Annotated in this window: 19 protein-coding genes and 1 pseudogene; 10 read left to right on the top strand and 10 right to left on the bottom strand. The window is 64.9% G+C overall.

The features are described from left to right. Positions 1–107: 107 nt before the first annotated feature. Complete coding sequence (locus tag ACGFNK_RS04530; protein WP_393411871.1) at positions 108–1,220, bottom strand: ABC transporter substrate-binding protein; 1,113 nt, start codon at positions 1,218–1,220, stop codon at positions 108–110. Between the two features lie 239 nt (positions 1,221–1,459). Here ACGFNK_RS04530 and ACGFNK_RS04525 point away from each other — a divergent pair, with 239 nt between their 5' ends. The 3 genes from ACGFNK_RS04525 (at position 1,460) to ACGFNK_RS04515 (ending at position 3,026) form a co-directional block, all read left to right on the top strand. Next, the gene (locus ACGFNK_RS04525) at positions 1,460–1,873 is read left to right on the top strand and encodes a hypothetical protein (RefSeq protein ID WP_393411869.1); all 414 of its coding nucleotides are present in this window, start codon (positions 1,460–1,462) and stop codon (positions 1,871–1,873) included. Positions 1,874–1,977: 104 nt separating this feature from the next. After that, positions 1,978–2,313, top strand: coding sequence for an ArsR/SmtB family transcription factor (locus ACGFNK_RS04520; RefSeq protein WP_393411867.1), 336 nt, complete (start codon positions 1,978–1,980; stop codon positions 2,311–2,313). Continuing rightward, positions 2,313–3,026 (top strand): cation transporter, encoded by a 714-nt coding sequence (locus tag ACGFNK_RS04515; protein WP_393411865.1) that lies wholly within the window; start codon positions 2,313–2,315, stop codon positions 3,024–3,026. The genes ACGFNK_RS04520 and ACGFNK_RS04515 overlap by 1 nt, the downstream gene beginning before the upstream one ends. Before the next feature lie 7 nt (positions 3,027–3,033). On the opposite strand, the gene ACGFNK_RS04510 is transcribed toward ACGFNK_RS04515, so the two are convergent. The 3 genes from ACGFNK_RS04510 to ACGFNK_RS04500 form a co-directional block, all read right to left on the bottom strand. Continuing rightward, the gene (locus ACGFNK_RS04510) at positions 3,034–3,504 is read right to left on the bottom strand and encodes a GNAT family N-acetyltransferase (RefSeq protein WP_393411863.1); all 471 of its coding nucleotides are present in this window, start codon (positions 3,502–3,504) and stop codon (positions 3,034–3,036) included. Beyond that, positions 3,501–4,025: a hypothetical protein gene (locus tag ACGFNK_RS04505; RefSeq protein WP_393411861.1), complete on the bottom strand. Its 525-nt coding sequence runs from the start codon at positions 4,023–4,025 to the stop codon at positions 3,501–3,503. Before ACGFNK_RS04505 ends, ACGFNK_RS04510 begins: the two co-directional genes overlap by 4 nt. Positions 4,026–4,375: 350 nt before the next feature. After that, complete coding sequence (locus tag ACGFNK_RS04500) at positions 4,376–4,858, bottom strand: carboxymuconolactone decarboxylase family protein (protein ID WP_386352316.1); 483 nt, start codon at positions 4,856–4,858, stop codon at positions 4,376–4,378. A gap of 67 nt (positions 4,859–4,925) precedes the next feature. Here ACGFNK_RS04500 and ACGFNK_RS04495 point away from each other — a divergent pair, with 67 nt between their 5' ends. The 5 genes from ACGFNK_RS04495 (at position 4,926) to ACGFNK_RS04475 (ending at position 8,934) form a co-directional block, all read left to right on the top strand. Continuing rightward, positions 4,926–5,810: a sigma-70 family RNA polymerase sigma factor gene (locus tag ACGFNK_RS04495; protein WP_393411859.1), complete on the top strand. Its 885-nt coding sequence runs from the start codon at positions 4,926–4,928 to the stop codon at positions 5,808–5,810. A gap of 330 nt (positions 5,811–6,140) precedes the next feature. After that, on the top strand, positions 6,141–7,091 hold the full coding sequence (locus ACGFNK_RS04490) for a MerR family transcriptional regulator (RefSeq protein ID WP_393411857.1): 951 nt from the start codon (positions 6,141–6,143) through the stop codon (positions 7,089–7,091). A gap of 17 nt (positions 7,092–7,108) precedes the next feature. Then, positions 7,109–7,330: a hypothetical protein gene (locus tag ACGFNK_RS04485; protein WP_393411855.1), complete on the top strand. Its 222-nt coding sequence runs from the start codon at positions 7,109–7,111 to the stop codon at positions 7,328–7,330. Positions 7,331–8,021: 691 nt separating this feature from the next. Continuing rightward, positions 8,022–8,492 carry a hypothetical protein gene (locus ACGFNK_RS04480; RefSeq protein ID WP_393411853.1) on the top strand — a complete coding sequence of 157 codons (471 nt, stop codon included), beginning with the start codon at positions 8,022–8,024 and terminating at the stop codon, positions 8,490–8,492. 103 nt (positions 8,493–8,595) lie between these two features. Next, on the top strand, positions 8,596–8,934 hold the full coding sequence (locus tag ACGFNK_RS04475; RefSeq protein WP_393411851.1) for a hypothetical protein: 339 nt from the start codon (positions 8,596–8,598) through the stop codon (positions 8,932–8,934). Positions 8,935–9,016: 82 nt separating this feature from the next. Here ACGFNK_RS04475 and ACGFNK_RS04470 read toward each other — a convergent pair whose 3' ends face one another. From ACGFNK_RS04470 to ACGFNK_RS04455, 4 genes are all read right to left on the bottom strand, one after another. Beyond that, positions 9,017–9,370, bottom strand: a complete 354-nt coding sequence (locus tag ACGFNK_RS04470; RefSeq protein WP_393411849.1) for a hypothetical protein — start codon at positions 9,368–9,370, stop codon at positions 9,017–9,019. A gap of 40 nt (positions 9,371–9,410) precedes the next feature. Then, positions 9,411–9,962 (bottom strand): GNAT family N-acetyltransferase, encoded by a 552-nt coding sequence (locus ACGFNK_RS04465; protein WP_393411847.1) that lies wholly within the window; start codon positions 9,960–9,962, stop codon positions 9,411–9,413. 117 nt (positions 9,963–10,079) lie between these two features. Beyond that, on the bottom strand, positions 10,080–10,280 hold the full coding sequence (locus ACGFNK_RS04460; protein ID WP_393411845.1) for a DUF397 domain-containing protein: 201 nt from the start codon (positions 10,278–10,280) through the stop codon (positions 10,080–10,082). Further along, positions 10,280–11,125 carry a helix-turn-helix domain-containing protein gene (locus ACGFNK_RS04455; RefSeq protein WP_393411843.1) on the bottom strand — a complete coding sequence of 282 codons (846 nt, stop codon included), beginning with the start codon at positions 11,123–11,125 and terminating at the stop codon, positions 10,280–10,282. The genes ACGFNK_RS04460 and ACGFNK_RS04455 overlap by 1 nt, the downstream gene beginning before the upstream one ends. Before the next feature lie 202 nt (positions 11,126–11,327). Here ACGFNK_RS04455 and ACGFNK_RS04450 point away from each other — a divergent pair, with 202 nt between their 5' ends. After that, positions 11,328–11,993 carry an ATP-binding protein gene (locus tag ACGFNK_RS04450; protein WP_393411841.1) on the top strand — a complete coding sequence of 222 codons (666 nt, stop codon included), beginning with the start codon at positions 11,328–11,330 and terminating at the stop codon, positions 11,991–11,993. 3 nt (positions 11,994–11,996) lie between these two features. Here ACGFNK_RS04450 and ACGFNK_RS04445 read toward each other — a convergent pair. Beyond that, positions 11,997–15,157: pseudogene (locus tag ACGFNK_RS04445) on the bottom strand (DUF3427 domain-containing protein). Between the two features lie 160 nt (positions 15,158–15,317). Between ACGFNK_RS04445 and ACGFNK_RS04440 the strand changes: the two are divergent. Further along, on the top strand, positions 15,318–16,319 hold the full coding sequence (locus ACGFNK_RS04440; RefSeq protein WP_393411839.1) for a YDG/SRA domain-containing protein: 1,002 nt from the start codon (positions 15,318–15,320) through the stop codon (positions 16,317–16,319). A gap of 19 nt (positions 16,320–16,338) precedes the next feature. On the opposite strand, the gene ACGFNK_RS04435 is transcribed toward ACGFNK_RS04440, so the two are convergent. After that, positions 16,339–16,731, bottom strand: a complete 393-nt coding sequence (locus ACGFNK_RS04435) for a very short patch repair endonuclease (protein ID WP_393412170.1) — start codon at positions 16,729–16,731, stop codon at positions 16,339–16,341. Positions 16,732–16,830 lie beyond the last annotated feature (99 nt).

The raw sequence follows: 16,830 nt of genomic DNA, 5'->3' as shown, positions 1-16,830 counted from the left end.
TACAACGGCTGAGGAAGGCGGAGCCGAACGCAATCGGGCAACTGGCTCCCTTGCCGACGGCGGCGGCAGCGGTGGTGGGGGATCAGGGCAGTCGGACCTCCGTGCTCTCAGCCGGCGTGGAGGATCCGAAAGCGATCGGGTTCCGCCGGATCTCGATCAACGACTTGGACCGGCGTTCCAGCCCATTGCCAAACGCTGATGCCTGGCGTGCGGGAGAACTGGATCTGCCCGCGGGTGCCTTCCATTGCAACGCGCGGCCAGGATTCGGCAGTGCGCGCCCGGTCCGCGCCGTGAGAACGCAGCACATCGGCGAGGACGGCGACCGTGTCGTAGCCCTCGAAGGCGACGAAGGAGGGCGCTTCGCCCAGCCGCTCACGCAGGGCCGTCTCGACTCGTGTACCGAGTGGACTGAGGCGCTCGGGCAGGTAGCGCAAGAACGGGATCCCGGCGCTGTCGTCGCCCAGCAGCGTCGCCCATTCGGCGAACTCCGGTTGCCCGGCCGGAGCACCGATCATGATCTCGGCGAGGCGCTGGTCGCGGCGGACAGAGTTGACGATCGGCACGGCCGGCTCGGGGTGGCCGACCAGAAGAAGGAGGGCTGTCGCGCGATTGTCGACGAGTTCGTCGCACACGGCCGTGAGGGTGAGCGCGCTCATGTCGAGTTCGATGACGGTGCCGCCCCGTGGAGTGAGGTAGTCCCGCAGAATGCGGGTCCCAGATGCCCAGTAGACACTCGGCTGGGCTGCTACGGCGATTCGGCTGTGGCCCGCGCCGAGGAGGAAGTCTGCGTACACCTGCCAGCCCCGGGACTGCGGCGGGGAGAGGCGCGCGACCCATTCCGTCGGCTGTTCGGTGAGCGCGTCGAGAACCGCTGACGAGCAGAGGAACGGCAGGCCGAGGGCGTCGGCCCTGGCGGCAGCGGCGCGAGCGACGACGCTGTGATACTCCCCCGCCAGGGCAGCCACGCCCAGGCGGGCCAACTCGTCTACGGCCGCCGCGGCCCTCTGTGGATCAGCCGCGGTGTCCCGGACCACCAGCTCGAGTGGCCTTCCGACGATCCCTCCGGCGTCATTGACTTCGCGAACGGCCAACTCGAGCCCAGCGAGGAGGTGTTGGCCTGCCTCGACCCAGCCGGGCCGAGTCAACGGAACGAGAGCGCCGATCTGGACGGATGATCCGTCAGTCCGCTCCGCTCCAGGTGGCGATGTCGGCGTACTCATGCGTCGGCGTCTCCCGGGTGACGATTCCGGTCGCGGCTTGCCCGGATCGCAGAGTGGACGTCAGTGGCGCCGAGAGTAGCCGAGCCGAGAATGGCCGGATTCGGCGCCCCATACCCCAGGTGTCGCTCGCATCATCCCTTCGGCCGCCCGGGATCGATCCCAGAGGGTCCGGTGGTTCTGCCCAACTTCCGTGATACACCGGGAAGATCACCGTGACGCAAGCAGAGAGGGCACCGCCCATGGGCCGACCGACGACCTCGACTCCGCTGCCGGGCGACACGAAGGTACTTTCCATCGGGCTGCATCCGAGGGCGCTCGACTACAGCCGGATGCCTGACGGCGTCGACGAGGCGGTGTTCACTGCCCGGATCGATGAGGCGAACGCGGCGCTGCGCGAAGCGGGGTTCGACGCTGTTGTGTGCCTGATCGACCTCTCTCCGGACCGTGCCGAGGAGACCGTCCGGGAGCAGCTCCAGGAGCATGCGTTCGGCTTGGCGATGATCGGCGGTGGCGTACGGATGCTGCCGGAGAACACCCTCCTCTTCGAGCGGCTGGTCAACGTCCTCACCGAGGCGGCGCCCGGGATCCGGCTGTGCTTCAACACGACGCCGGAGGATACGGTCGGGGCGCTGAGGCGATGGATCCAGACATAGGCCGAGGTGTAGCCGACTGGCAAGCGCCGACGAACATCTGCTCGCTTGAGTCGGGCTGCGAGTCCACGATTTCCTGAATTCAGGATTGCGTGTACTGTCGTGATGTGCTGACTGTTGCCTCCGACATCGACGTGCTGGCCCGGTTCGGCCGCGCGCTCGCCGACCCGATCCGCTGCCGTGTCCTGCTTGTCCTGCGCGATGCCCCGGCCTACCCCGCAGACCTCGCCGACGCCCTCGGCATCTCGCGGACCCGGCTGTCCAACCACCTCGCGTGCCTGCGCGACTGCGGCCTGGTCGTCGCCGTGCCCGACGGTCGCCGCACCCGCTACGAGCTCGCCGACGAGCGCCTCGGCCACGCGCTGGATGACCTGCGCACCGCCGTGGTGGCCGTCGAGACCGACCGCACCTGTGTCGACGCTGACGAAAAGGGGTGCTGCTGATGACCGCGATATCCCTCGGCCCACCCCCGGCCCGCCGTGACGTGCTCGCCCGTCGGATACGTCTGCTGGTCGCGGCGACCATCACCTACAACGTGATCGAGGCGATCGTCGCCATCACCGCCGGCACCCTCGCTTCGTCCACCGCCCTGATCGGCTTCGGCCTCGACTCCGTCATCGAGGTCTCCTCGGCCGCCGCCGTCGCCTGGCAGTTCTCCGCCCGCGAGCACGCCGGACGCGAGGCCCGCGAGAGGACGACCCTGCGGATCATTGCGGTGTCGTTCTTCGCGCTCGCCGCCTACGTCACCGTTGACGCCGTACGCGCCCTGGCAGGCACCGGCGAGGCCGAACGCTCCATCCCTGGCATTGTGCTGGCCGCTCTCTCCCTCGCGGTCATGCCGTTCCTGTCCGCCGCCCAGCGCCGCGCGGGCCGCGAACTGGGCTCCGCCAGCGCGGTCGCCGACTCCAAGCAGACGCTGCTGTGCACGTACCTCTCGGCTGTACTCCTGGTCGGCCTGGTCCTCAACGCCACGCTCGGCTGGTCCTGGGCCGACCCCATCGCCGCCCTCGTCATAGCCGCCATAGCCATCAAGGAAGGCCGCGACGCCTGGCAGGGCAAGGGCTGTTGCGCCCCCTCCACCGCAACGGTCCCGGCCGCCACCAAGGAGACGAGCGACGCGTGCGGCTGCCGTCCCGGCTGCGACTGCTGCAACTGACCGAACCTCAGTCGACGGACAGGAAGTAGCGGCGTTTTTCCTTCGCTTGGGCACCCAGCCGGTCATAGAACCTGATCGCGTCCTTGTTCCATGGTGGAGTCTGCCACTGGACTTGGCTGAGTCCCCGTGCACGTGCTTCGGCCAGCACGGCATCCACCAGCATCGGGCCGACGCCCAGGCCCCGGTGGCCGTCTCGTAGGAACAGGCAGTCCATGTGGAGGTACTCCGCACCGTCCCATGTGGACAACTCGGGCGCGCACGAGGCGTATCCGATGATCTCGCCGTCGCCCAGCTCCGCGATGAAGCAGCACAGGCGCGGAGCCGCCGGACCGAAGAGCAGTGTCTCCAGCCGCTGGGGCAGGTCGGCAGCCGGCGGCACCGCCTTCTCGTACGCGGCGTGTTCGGCCGCCAGCAGGGCGATGTGCGGCAGATCGGCGGGGCGCGCATGCCGCACCCGCGGCACCGCGGCGCCCGTCAACGAACCTCTCCTTCCAGCATGTCGCCGCGCCATGCGGCCAGCCGCTCTTCGAGAGCGCCGTCCCCATCCAGCACATGCCGACTGAACGCGTCCCGTTCGTAGGCCAGTACCGCCGCTTCCCACACGCAAGGCGCAAGACCCGACCGGCCGGGCCGCAGCCCGCTGATGTCCCCGGCCGGCCCGGTGAAGACGGCGAGGTCGGACATGTACCCCTCGATCCATGTGTGCACCAGTACGTAGTCGCCGTCGCCTCCGGCGTGCAGCAGCAGCACGGAAAGCCCAACGGAGCCCCGCAGATAAGCCGACGACAGGTGATCGGCCGCGATCCGCAGCGCGGCCTGTGAGTCCTGGTCCGTCACAGACCGCCCAGGCGCCTCGATCGCATAAGACTTCACCACGTGCCCGGCGATCTCAGGGCTGCCCAGCGGGCGCACGGTGCGGGCATGGTGGCCATCAGCCAGCGCAAGCAACGCGCCCGCATCGGCAGGTGACAGAGACTGGGCTTCATCAAATTTGGTCACACGCTCATGATGCAGGCTCCCCCATGGCGCCCGACAAGGACGTGTGATCCGCCGGTACATGCCTTGGTCGCCCAGTCGCTGCACGCAGAGTCGATGTACACGTCGATGTACACGGAGTGGCGCACAAGATCCGCAGTGGCCTGGTGGTGCTGGACACCCAGAGCGTGCACGCCGCCGTGAACATCCCGGCCGCGACGCCGGGAGGGACGCGGCCAAGAAGGTCCCCGGGCACAAGCGCGGGATCGCAGTCGACGTGCTCGGCCTGGTCGTCACTGTGGTCGTACGCGCGTCGGCCTGCACGACAACGCGGTCGGGACCGTGCTGCTGGACCGCGTGGCCGCGCAGACCCGTCAGTTCCAGGATGCGCCGGCCGGCTCCTCGATCGTCGCGTTGATGCGGTTGAAGAAGTTGGTGAGGCCGATCATCAGGATGATCGCGGAGAGCTGCTCGCCGTTGAAGTGGTCCGCCGCCTCGTCCCAGATCGCGTCGGGGACGGCCTTTCCGGAGCGGTCGGCGATCCGGGTGGCAGCCTCGGTCAGGGCCAGGGCGGCGCGCTCCTCGTCGGTGAAGAACGGGGCCTCGCGCCAGGCGGCCACCGCGTGCAGCCGCTCGTCGGTCTCGCCGTGCTTCTTGGCGCCCGCTACACCCGCGAACACACAGGCGCTGCAGCCGTTGATCTGGCTGGCCCGCAGGTGGACCAGCTCCAGGATCTGCGGCGCGACGCCGCCCTGGTACATGGCCTTGTAGATGTTCTGGATGCCCTTCATGGCGTCCGGCAGAACCATCGCGGGGTTCTTCATGCGGGCAGTGGTCGTGATGCTGGCGTTCGACATGGTGTTTCCTCTTCATCGGTGAGCGTCCGTCACTGGACCGACGGACCCCGACGCGAGGATGTGACAGGTGAGCGAAGAAATTCTTCTGGCCGAGCGCTTCGAGGCGGAGCGTCCCCAACTGCGCTCGGTGGCCTACCGGATGCTCGGGTCGCTCGCCGAGGCCGAGGACGCCGTCCAAGAGGCGTGGCTGAAGCTCAGCCGCACTGACGTGAGCGACGTGAAGAACCTCGGGGCCTGGCTCACCACAGTCGTCGGCCGGGTCTGCCTGGACATGCTGCGCTCCCGTACCTCGCGCCGTGAGGACCCGCTCCCCGAGCAGGAGGGCAAGGCCCGGCTGCCGGACCCGGTCGTCAGCGGCCTCGCCACGAGCAACCCCGAGCAGGAGATCCTGGTTGCGGACTCGGTCGGCATCGCGCTCATGGTCGTGCTGGAGACCCTGTCCCCGGCCGAGCGGCTGGCCTTCGTTCTGCACGACATGTTCGACGTGCCCTTCGACGAGATCGCGCCCGTCCTCGGCCGGAACTCCGCCTCCACCCGGCAGCTCGCCAGCCGCGCCCGCCGCCGCGTCCAGGGCGCCGCCCCGTCCGCCGACGCGGACATCACTCGCAAGCGCGAGGTCGTGAACGCGTTCCTGACCGCCTCCCGTGGCGGTGACTTCGAGGCGCTGCTGGCCGTCCTCGACCCCGAGGTGGTGGCACGCTCCGACGGCGGCACGCTCGTCCCGAGCGTTCTGCGGCGCGGCGCGGCCGACGTGGCGTCCCAGGCGATCACCTTCGCCCGCTTCGCGGCTGACGTCCGCCTGGTGCTGGTCAACGGCACGCCCGGGGTGGTGTCGTTCGCCGAAGGCCGTCCGCTGTCGGTCATGTCGTTCACCATCCGGAACGGCCGAATCACCGAACTGGACATCCTCACCGACCCGTCGCGGCTGGCCACCCTCGGCCTGACCGCCTGACCGCCTGACCGCCTGACCGCTGCAGGCCCCGCCGCGGTGGCCGATCGCCACCGCGGCGTCAGGCGGGACCATGCCGCCGAACCGGTCTGCCCTGCCGTACAGCCTGCGGTCAGCGTCAAAGACTCTGCGGTGGCGTCGGAACCCACCCAACCCCAGCATCAATACGGACAACCACTTCGCCGCGCGACGGCACGTTCCGACGCCGGGACGAGACAGCGGTGATCGAGCACACCACACACGTGCCCGGATGTTCAGGCGACCCTTCATGGAAGCGCGGTCTCAACCGGCATCGGTTGAGTCTCCTGTGGGGGGAGACCTCAAGCTGGGTGCATGGACAGCGACAGCCTCTATTCCATCGGAGAACTATCCCGCCAAACCGGTCTGACGGTGAAGACCATCCGGTTCTACTCCGATCAGGGCATCGTCCCGCCGACCGATCGGACCCCGACGGGCTACCGGCTATACGGCCTCGACGCACTCGCACGCCTGGAACTGGCCCGCACGCTGCGTGATCTCGGGTTCGACCTGGCGACCGTGCGCAAGGTCCTGGACCGGGAGTTGTCCATACCGGAAGTCGCGGAAGCACACGCCAACGCCCTGGACGTACAGATCCAGACCCTCCGCCTGCGCCGGGCAGTACTACGCGCAGTCGCCAGGCGCGGCCCCACCACCATGGAGATCGACCTCATGCACCGACTCACCACGCTCTCCCGGGCCGAACGACGCCGACTGGTCGCGGACTTCATCGACGACACCTTCCGGGACCTTGATGCCAACCCCGAGTTCGTGACCCTGATGCGATCCGCCATGCCCGAACTCCCCGACGATCCCACGCCTGAACAGGTCGGGGCCTGGGTGGAACTCGCCGAACTTTGCCAGAACGCAGACTTCCGTACGGTGGTGCGACGCATCGCTGAGAACCAGGCGGAAGAGCCTTCCCAGCAGGACGTCAGCAATCTGCACGACGGTCTCAACCAAGCGATACGTGAACGTATCGACGAAGCCGTATCCGTCGGCATCCTCCCGGCCTCCGCCCAAACCGCCCCCCTTGCCGACTCACTGGGCGGCCTCTACGGCCATGCATTCGAGCTCGCCGGCGACGGCGATCTGCGCCGATGGCTCCTTGCCCGCCTGCAGATGACCACCGACCCGCACACGGCGCGCTATTGGCGGCTCCTGGCGACGATCAATGGATGGCCTGCATCCCCCACACTCGCCCCCGTTTACACCTGGTTCACCACCGTCCTCCCCGGTGCTTCTGCCGTGGCAGCAACGTCTTGAGCACCGGAGGGCATCACGTGAAGTACGACGTTCTGCAAATCCTCGGTATGGCTCTCCTCGTCCTTGGGGGACAGGGAGCGATCCGCCAGCTCGTCGACCACGACAACGCCGGCCTACTCGGCTGGTTACCAGGCGGATTCGCAGTCAGCATCACCGTCTACGTTGTCGCCGCCGCCATCGGCGCGACTGTCGCGGGTTGGGCGCGCGGCCAGGCGAAGGCGGCCGGGCGCAGGAGCTAACGGGTCAACTGGAAAGGGCACCTGGTCGTCACCCGTTCATCAGTGACAGCCGGGCGACGTAGTGCGCGGTGTGCTTCTGGCGTAGTCGTCACGCAAGCGCGGCCAAAACCGTGGCGCTCAGTCACAACGCATCAGCGATCAGACTTACAGCTGCCGTGTCAGAGAGCGCCAACAACCCCGCTTCACCACCGAGTTCGGAACCCACCAGCACCCAGCCCGCACCATGCAGCAACATCGATGTCCAGAGCCGCCGCCGACGCCGGGTGGATACACCGCGGCGGCATGGCACGGCTGAAAGCCTGGCGGATCCTCCGCAGGTTCGTGTCCCAAATCACATCTGCACGGCTTGTGATGACAGCGTGGGCGGAATGCCAGTTCTACCATCATCTGGCCTACGTGAGACCGGGGGGAGACGATTACCCACCGTCCATCAATCGCTTCCTGCCACTGACTCATACGGGAAATGGCTTCCTGACAGGAATATGAACCCCCTAGGCTCACCAACGAAGCGGGGATCGGGGGAACTTTCGCGCGATCGACCACGTGCGGCCCTCAACTCCTCACCTGTAGCTCTCAATGACCATGGGAAAAGCACTCACAGCCCCTGGTCTAGCACCGGCACGACAGGACGATGTGCGCCTCAAGGGAGGGCTCAGGCCTGATAGCCAGCAAAGCAGAGGGGGAATCATTAATGAAGACCGCCAGCCGTACCGGCAAGGCTGCTGCAACCGGCATCTTCGCCGTCGCTCTCGTGGCAACATCAGGCGCCGCATCCGGCGCCACCGCCCAGGGCGGCCACGACGTATCGCGGCAGACAGCCAGCGTGGCGAGCGCGGACAGTGTCGCCGCGAAGTGCAGGAATCACGGCAGGAACTACGTAGTGCGAGAGTACTACCGTGGTGTTAGCCGGTACACGCTCCGGTGCGGGACCAGCACGTGGGGATGGAAGCACATCCGACACCGGTGGAGCACTAGGTTCGACAACAAGATCAGCAATACCATCGCCAACGGGAAGCGGGTCTACGTCCCCAGCAGCTTCTCCCTCTGGACTTTGCCGCCGTGCAGCCGGGAAACGTTCCGTGTGCTCATAGGAACCCCCGCGGGCGGAAACGACGTCCGCACCGCATACAAGGTCACAGCCAGTTCCGCATCGCGCTGCTAAGACTAAGACTACGGACAAAGTTGTGCGGGTCAGCGGCCTGAGAATGACCCGCACAACGATCCCGTCAATCGCGCTCCTAGGGTGAAGTGAAGGGGAAAAGCTCATGCCGGCACGGTCTCCAGCGGAACTGGTGCTCGCCCGCTCGTTTACCCAAGGAAGCACGAGATTCAACGTCCGCGACTTGCAGATCGACCACCACCACGATCGCAGCGTGACGATGACGTACCAGCTCGATATCGCGCAGCCGAATCACCCGGAAGAACGGTGGGAAGTCGTGCTGCCGTGGAGCGACAAGTCCTTCGTGGACGTATTCACCTCGCCTGCGCCCGAGCCTGGTCGACTGGACATGCTGGCCTCCTTGGTCCGCAGCCTCCTGGACGAGTGGTGGGCGACCAAGGGCTATGAGCGGCAGGCGGCGAAGATGGGGCGCCGCCTGTGCTGAGCTAGATTTTCGCCGGACCGCTACAGTTCGCCATTCCCGTCGACGTGGTGGAACACCATGAGGCGGTCGTCCAGAAGCGACGTCACAGTGGCTTGGGAACCCACTTGAGTACCTCACGCCATCCCTGGCGATCATGCGCCCAATCAACCATCAGCTTTGCGATGGGTTCCGGACCGATCATGTCGGGCGGCTTCGGGACATGGGCCTGGTAGTGCTTGTCTGCACTGCCTTCGCGGTACTCGACCTGGTAGCTCATGTCGTCGTTCAGGTAAGCCTGCATGTAGTGCTGATTTGCAGGTTCGAGGCCGAGTCTGCCAAGGATCACGAAGCGAGGGCGCAGGTTCATGTCTGCCAGCAGATCGTGAAGTTCCTCCTCGGTCGGGTTGTCCACCGTGCGCCCGCCCGCCTCGATCGCCCGTAGCCAAGGATTTGCCATGGACACGACTGTATCGAGCCACAAGGTTCGCCCGTGACGGTCACGCCTGCTGCAACGGATCGCGCATCATCGCGGCGAACACGGGGGAGTCGGGGAACGGCTGCTGCTCACCGAGCTTCTCGTATCCCCAACGCTCGTAAACGGCCTGGACCTTGCCGTCTCCCGCCTTCGGGTTGACCAGCAGTGTGACCCGCTCTTCGCCTCTGCCCGCCAGGAGTTCCTCGTGGATACGGTGGGCGAGGCCGGTGCCGCGCCACGGACGCCGGACGACGATCTCGTTCAGCGCGAGCGTGCGCTTGCCCGTCTCGACCGTGTATCCGTCGGGCAGCGGGGTGGTCATGGCTGTCCACCATCGGGTGTTGGTGCCGAGCGGGGTGGCGTACGCGAAACCGGCGGGCTCGGTCCCGTCGTAGGCGATGACCGCTTCCCAGCCCGGTGTCGACCTGTGGCTTGTCAGACGCTCGTTGAAGCGTTCGGCGGAGTAGAAGGGCGCGGTGAGGCCCAAGTCGCGCTGGCGGACTTCGACATGGATGTCCACGATCATCTGCCGTACGGGCTCGATGTTGGTGTAGTGCCGCAGCTCTAGGCTCACAGAAGCTCCCTGGGCATTTACAGCTCCTTGCGGATGTGGTGGATCAAGGATGAGGAAGCCTCCATGTCCAACCCTTGGGAGGGCAGCACTTGATCTCCTCCCCCCCCCGAGCCGTCGTCAGCACCCCGGCTTCGCCGTCCTCAAAGCCCGTATGAAGGCCTGCCACGCGTGCGCGCGGACGGCGATTACAGGTCCACTGGCGTTCTTGGAATCGCGTACGAGGGCACCGTCCAAGGCGTGAGCGCACTCCACACACTCGGTACCGCTGCCACCGCTGTACGAGGACTTGAACCAGTGGGGCTCGGACCGTACGGCCATCACGACTCCTGGCTTATGCGGTGGATCAGCGTCGCAGAGGACTCGAGGTCGAGTGCCTGTGCGCGGAGGTATTGGAACGCCAACCTATAACGCTCCAGTTCCTCGGGCTTCTCCATGAAGAGCCCCCCGCCGAGGATGTCCACATACACCACATCCAGCTCGGGAGTCTGGCCTCCCAGGACGACGAAGCTTCCAACTGCCGCTGCATGAGCTCCGGTTGAGAACGGCAGGACTTGAACGGTCACATGGGGGAGCTCCGACAGGGTCTGCAGGTGCCGCAGTTGCTCGCTCATGACCTCGTGCCCGCCGACTGTGCGCCGGATCGCCGCCTCGTCGATTACGCACCAGACGTGCGGTGGATCCTCCCGTTGAAGGAGCTCCTGTCGCTTCATGCGGATGTCGACCATGTGCTGCACCTCCCTCTCGGGACACCGCATCTCCGAGGCGCGGTGAACGGCCTCGGCGTAGGCGCGGGTCTGGAGGAGACCAGGGATGTACATGCAGGCGTAGTGATCCTCCCGCACCACCTCGTCTTCGAGTGTGAGCATGAGGTTCATCGACTCGGGGATGGGGTCGGCGAGTGACCGCCACCAACCTTGGATCTTGGCACCCTTCGCCAGCTCGACCAAGGCAAGTCGTTCCTCGTCCGAGGCGCCATACTCACGACAAAGGGCGTCCACAGCAGGCCACTTGACCGAGCCCTCCTTGGTCTCGTAGCGGCTCAGCGTCGCCTTCGAGATGCCGACGTGCGCGCCTGCTTCCTCCAAGGTGAGGCCTTTGAGCTCGCGGAGGCGGCGCAGGTCGGCCCCCAACTGGCGCCTGCGGGTGGTGGGTCCGACTGCCATGTCCAAGGCCCTTCATGTCGATCTGTCAGATCGTCGAGGTTGCTTAACCGCAACGGCAAGGTGGTGCGCGCCGGGGGCGCGCGGATAGCAGCCGTGCTCCCATCGACGAAGGATGAGAGTTCCATTTTGAGAGTTCCAGTGCAACCCTCAGTGTGCAGTCGATTGCGTACCGCAATTCGACATTACGCCGAGGAGTTGAACGATGGATTGCACCGTCGGCTTGCCGAGGAAACCGTGGGACCTCCCCTTCGCGGCCGAGCCCGAGGAAGTCTCAGGTCTGCGCCGCATCATGAAGGTGCACCTGGGGCTATGGGGTTTGCACGAGGTCATCGACGTAGCCCAACTCTGCGTCAGCGAGCTGGTGTCCAACGTCATTGCGCACGTTGGTCCCGGCACTCCGACCACCCTCGCCGTCTCTATGAGCGGCACTCATCTACGTATCGAGGTCCACGACCCCGACTCTCGAGCCCTTCCGACACTCCTCGGTCCGGACCTCGATGCCGAGGCAGGACGGGGTATGTCACTCATCGACGCCATCGCCGACCGCTGGGGCGTCCAGCTCCTGGCTGATCGAAAGGTGACATGGTGTGAGCTCTCTACCAACCTGACTACGCCCAAGGGGCACAGCGGAAGTCCTCGTGTAGCAAGAGCCGAGGAAGTGCTCGATCTCTATCGTGTAGCAATGCCGCTGCACACGACGGCAGGCCCAAGTCGGCTGAATTCGGCTACGGCAGAGGAGGCAGCGATCGATGCCATCGCCGACCTCCTGCACTGGCTTCGGGCGCATGGCCGCGATGCGGATGAAGCGCTCGACCGGGCCCAGATGCACTTCGAGGCTGAAGTCGGCATCGCGGGCGAATCAGTGTGAGAGTCACCCCGCCACGATCGCCGAGTACGTCCAGACATCCGCTGGGATCTCGTGCTTCAGCTTCCACGTGATCGCCATCGGCTTGCTCCCCGTGTGGCCGTCGTACTCGGCCGGACCGAGCAGCATCCACGGCTGAGCTCCTCCGATATCAGTGCTCTTGTAACGGCGTACGAAGAGCAGGACGTGACTGCCCTCAGCAGCGTGATGCTGGTAGCGGAGGCCGGTCGGGGAGGTTTCCGACGTCTGGTTCTGGGACTCCCAATGGAAGACGGTCTCGCTCTGTGCGTAGTCGTGATAGCGGGTCTGCGGAGAGAAGTCTTTCTCATCCTTCTCTAGCGTGATGAGGAGGGCGTCGGTCTTGACCGACTCACACCACTTCACACCCTCGCGGAAGTCGCCCGGCATGAAGCCGCCGATGTAGGACTGGCCAAGGGCGGGGAGGATCTCTTCGCGACTGTACGAGGCGTGCACAGTGAGCGGGACACCGTTTTGGTCGCCAATCCCGAGGAGCGGGATCGGGACGTGCTCAGTGTGGGCGAGGTTGTACTCCAGTACCTGGCGCAGCTCACTGCGTACGGCGTGATGCTTGCGCAGCGTTGCAAATCCGGCGTCGTAGTTCGCGAAGCCCTTGCGGGTGACGCCACCGAGCGGCCACAGCTGGAAGAAGAGCATGCGGGCATAGGCCTGTCCCTGCTCGTCGAGCGCGTTGTAGGGCGGGGCGTCGTCTTCCAACATCCGTGTGTACGCCGCTACCCGCAGTGGATCGTCCACGTGGAGGAAGGCGGGAACGCGCTTGAGCAGCGCGGCTTCACCTTCCGGTGCCTCACCTTTCAACAGGCTGGAACGGCGGAGCAGTCCGGTCCACGAGTTGCCACTGCCTTTGTAGAGCTCTTTGAGCTCGCGGCCACTCTCGTGGAGATAGCGACTGAGCTCTGGCTCGGCGTAGTCGGCTACCTCGCGCGTCAACGCCGTGACGTTGACGCCGATCTGCTCCTTGATGTTGGCGATGATGGTCTTCTTGACTTTCTCCTCAAGGATGATCTCGCAGCCGGACGGCAGCTGTGGGAAGTCATGCTTGATGTGGTCCAGGAGCCTGTTGCGGGTCAGATTCGTCAGAGCGCGGAACTGGTTCTCGAAACGGAACTCCTTGCGATGCTGGCCAATGAAGTCCAGCACGGTCAGCACGGCCTTGTCCTCGGTGCGACGGAGGCCGCGGCCGAGCTGCTGGAGGAACACGGTCGCGCTGGACGTGGGTCGGAGCAGGAGCAAGGTGTCGACGTCTGGGATGTCGAGCCCCTCGTTGAAGAGGTCGACCGAGAAGATGATTTGCAGTGCTCCTGACTTGAGGTCAGCGAGTGCCTGCTCACGTTGGTTACCTGGCGTCTTGCCGGACAGAGCAATGGCGTTGAGGCCGGCGGTGCGGAAGGTCTTCGCCATGAAGTGCGCGTGTACGACCGACACGCAGAAGCCCAGCGCTCGCATGGTGGCTGGTTCGGCGACCTTTTCCTCAACGGCCTTCACGACCAATCGAGCACGCGGTCCGTTATCGGACAGCGCATCGTTCAGGGCATTTGCGTCGTACGCTCCTCGCTTCCACTCCACAGTGCTCAGGTCGGTGTTGTCGCTGATGCCGAAGTAGTGGAACGGACTGAGGAGTTCGTTCTCCAGTGCTTCCCATAGTCGCATTTCGGCGGCGATCCGACCATCGAAGAACTCGTCCTGGATGCTCTTGCCGTCCATGCGCTCGGGAGTGGCGGTGAGACCCAGCAGCTCCAGCGGCTTGAAGTGGTCGAGGATCTTTCGATACGTCGGTGAGGTTCCATGGTGGAACTCGTCGATCACAATCACATCGAAGTGATCAGGGGCGATCCGGTCCAGCGCCCGAGCGTTCAGCGACTGGACACTGGCGAAGACATGCGTCCAGCGCTCCGGGATCTCTCCGCTGTGGAGGGATTCGCCGAAGTTCGGGTCAACCAAGACGTCTTGGTAGGTCCGCAGGGACTGCTGCAAAATCTCCTTGCGGTGCGCCACGAACAGCAGCCGCAGGTCTCGGCCGTGCTTCTTACGCAGCTGCTTGTAGTCGAGCCCCGCCATCACTGTCTTACCGGTACCGGTCGCCGCCACCAACAGATTCCGATGCCGGTCGTGGATCTCACGCTCGACTTCCAACCGTTCCAACATGTCGCGCTGGTGCGGATACGGCCGTACCTCAAGGCCGGACAACGTGATCCTGCGCTCCGCCGCGGACGTCGAGGAGACACCTCCGGCGATCGCCAACGCCTCCTGTAGACGGCTGCCGTCAGTCTCAGGGTCGTACAACTCGAAGGACGGATCGCTCCAGTACGCCTCGAAGGTCGCCTCGAACTTCCGTAGTACGTCAGGCGTCGCGATGGAAGACAGCCGAACGTTCCACTCCAGGCCATCGAGCAGTGCAGCCTTGGAGAGGTTGGAGCTGCCGACGTACGCCGTGTCGTAACCACTCTTCCGACGGAACAGCCACGCCTTCGCATGCAGCCGTGTCGACCGTGTCTCGTAGTTGACCTTGACCTCGGCGTTGAACTCCTGCACCAACCGATCCAGCGCGCGTCGCTCGGTCGCGCCGATATACGTCGTCGTGATGACGCGTATGGGCACGTCTCGCGCATGAGCTGCCTGCAAGGACTGCTCGATGATGCGCAGCCCGTGCCACTTCACGAAGGCGCAGAGCAGATCGACGCGGTCTGCGTGGCGAGTTCGGCGCGCAACTCGAAGCCGAGGCTGGGGTCTTCTGGCGCGTTGGTGATGAGCGCAGTGTCGGAGAGTGGGATACCCGGTCGTACGGAGAAGACGCCGGGAGCCTCCTGTCGTGTCAGCGCAAGGAGGTGGCGGGGCCCGTCTGCCACCAGATCAACCCACTCCTGTGCGCCTTCCAGGGTGCTGATTGACTCCAGGATGTGGTTGGCCGCGTATACCCGCTCCTCGGCCGGTAGGCCCAGCAGTACACGTCGTACCGTCCGGGCGACATATCGCGCCAGAACGTGCGGAACTGATTCAGCTCCAACTGCGTCGCTGACCGGCTGCCACCCGAGGTCTGCGAGCTCCTTCAACTTCTGCTCGCACCGCAGCGTGATGAGCTCCTCATACAGGCCCGCGACGGGCTGTGACAGATCCCCTGGCTGGGTCACGCTGGCTCCCTCGACTCACGTACAGCAACGTGTCGGTTGTAGCAGCTGCCACTGACAATCGACGGCCGAACTGGCATGGATCGATCAAAAATGGTCCACGAATCGATGGAGTAGGCAAAAGAGTTGACATGGATGATCGGCTGCGATCCAGTGTGGTCGCATGGGGAACGAACGTGTGATCGGTTATGTCGAGGGTGTCGGACCCGGAAGCTTCTTCAAGGGGCGGAGGGAGCTGTTCGATACCCGGCTCCATGGTGACCTGCAACGAGGTATCTCGCGGATCAAGGACAAAGATGGCAGTTGGGTTTCTGACGCCATCGTGCTCAATGGAGGCTACGAAGACGACGATGACGAGTGGTACTCGGTCCGATACACGGGAGCCTCGTCAGATAAGGACAAGTACACAGAAGGCGGCGTTACGAAGCTCAAGAGCAGTCAGTCCTGGGAGTACCGGGATAACGCTGCCCTGAAGTTGAGCTATGAGCGAGGTCACTTCATACGTGTCGTTCGCGGCTACGAGGGAGACAAGCGGTACTCGCCAGGAAAGGGTTACCGATACGACGGCCTGTATGAGATCACCGCTATCCGTATAGCCATTGCCAAGTCTCCAGCGCCGGACGGTTCAGAGGTCAAAATTTGCCAGTTCGACCTGGAGCGACTTCCTGAATCTCTCCAAGAAGTGACTGGCCTGGAACGTCACGCTGTCGAGGTGCTGAAGGAGGAGGAAGAGCGGCGGGAGGAAGAGGCCGAGAAGTACCCCGCCGTGCGCTCCTCGTGGGTGCAGCGTCAAGTTAGAGACAGCGGGCTGATCAGGCGTGTCAAGAAGCTGTACGACCATGAGTGCCAAATCTGCGGCCTGCGTTTGATGGGACCGGATGGCAAGCCTTACAGCGAAGGTGCTCACATCAAGCCCCTTGGGAAGCCGCACTTCGGACCGGACGTTGAGCCGAACGTCCTGTGTCTCTGTCCTAATTGCCACGTACTGCTCGACATCGGTGCAGTAGTCATAAAGGACAATTGGTCGATCGTTATGCGTGCGGGGTTGTTCGGCGTGAACCTACGACCGACGCTCAAGAAGCACCGAACCCACAAGGTGCATCCCAACTATACGCACTATCACCGCGAGCATTGGCAGAAAGAGGATGGTCCCAACGAGGCTTAGGGCTGGGACCAGCATTCGGTCAGGGTCTGTCGGGGGACGCTGGTTTGGACGTGACGGAAGCAGTGATGCGACGAGCGACGTTTTCGGCGGACTCGTGCTCCCAAAAGCGCAGCACCGTCCACCCTGCCGCGGTCAGGTGCTCGGTCGTTTCGAGATCACGGGCGACGTTCCTGTCGAGCTTGGCGCGCCACCATTCCGCGTTCGCCTTCGGCTGTGTCGCATGTTCGGGGCAGCCGTGCCAGAAGCAATCATCCAGGAAGATCGCGATCTTGGCCTTGGTGAAGACGATGTCGATGGTGCGGCGCGGCATGCCGGGCACCTGCACATTCACGCGGTAGCGCAGGCCTGAGGCGTGCAGGAGGCGCCGAACCGCGATCTCCGGCGTTGTATTCCGGGAGTTCTGGCGACTCATGCGGGCTGAGACGGCGGGAGAAGAGGGAACGGCTTCAGACACGGATGTATTGTGCCGGCGTCCTCGGCGGTCTGCTCCTGGGCGACCAGGCCAAGCTCT

Origin of the sequence: Streptomyces sp. NPDC048825 (genome assembly GCF_043198355.1) — a bacterium.
Lineage (GTDB): Bacteria > Actinomycetota > Actinomycetes > Streptomycetales > Streptomycetaceae > Streptomyces > Streptomyces xiangluensis.
The sequence above is the reverse complement of the archived record's forward strand: the minus strand, read 5'-3'. Positions and strand labels throughout refer to the sequence as shown.

Excerpts from the sequence above, each read along its gene's own strand:
- ACGFNK_RS04530 (WP_393411871.1), bottom strand. The coding sequence starts at position 1,220 with ATGAGTACGCCGACATCGCCACCTGGAGCGGAGCGGACTGACGGATCA.
- ACGFNK_RS04525 (WP_393411869.1), top strand. The coding sequence starts at position 1,460 with ATGGGCCGACCGACGACCTCGACTCCGCTGCCGGGCGACACGAAGGTA.
- ACGFNK_RS04515 (WP_393411865.1), top strand. The coding sequence starts at position 2,313 with ATGACCGCGATATCCCTCGGCCCACCCCCGGCCCGCCGTGACGTGCTC.
- ACGFNK_RS04500 (WP_386352316.1), bottom strand. The coding sequence starts at position 4,858 with ATGTCGAACGCCAGCATCACGACCACTGCCCGCATGAAGAACCCCGCG.
- ACGFNK_RS04490 (WP_393411857.1), top strand. The coding sequence starts at position 6,141 with ATGGACAGCGACAGCCTCTATTCCATCGGAGAACTATCCCGCCAAACC.
- ACGFNK_RS04480 (WP_393411853.1), top strand. The coding sequence starts at position 8,022 with ATGAAGACCGCCAGCCGTACCGGCAAGGCTGCTGCAACCGGCATCTTC.
- ACGFNK_RS04475 (WP_393411851.1), top strand. The coding sequence starts at position 8,596 with ATGCCGGCACGGTCTCCAGCGGAACTGGTGCTCGCCCGCTCGTTTACC.
- ACGFNK_RS04470 (WP_393411849.1), bottom strand. The coding sequence starts at position 9,370 with ATGGCAAATCCTTGGCTACGGGCGATCGAGGCGGGCGGGCGCACGGTG.
- ACGFNK_RS04460 (WP_393411845.1), bottom strand. The coding sequence starts at position 10,280 with ATGGCCGTACGGTCCGAGCCCCACTGGTTCAAGTCCTCGTACAGCGGT.
- ACGFNK_RS04455 (WP_393411843.1), bottom strand. The coding sequence starts at position 11,125 with ATGGCAGTCGGACCCACCACCCGCAGGCGCCAGTTGGGGGCCGACCTG.
- ACGFNK_RS04450 (WP_393411841.1), top strand. The coding sequence starts at position 11,328 with ATGGATTGCACCGTCGGCTTGCCGAGGAAACCGTGGGACCTCCCCTTC.
- ACGFNK_RS04440 (WP_393411839.1), top strand. The coding sequence starts at position 15,318 with ATGGGGAACGAACGTGTGATCGGTTATGTCGAGGGTGTCGGACCCGGA.
- ACGFNK_RS04435 (WP_393412170.1), bottom strand. The coding sequence starts at position 16,731 with ATGAGTCGCCAGAACTCCCGGAATACAACGCCGGAGATCGCGGTTCGG.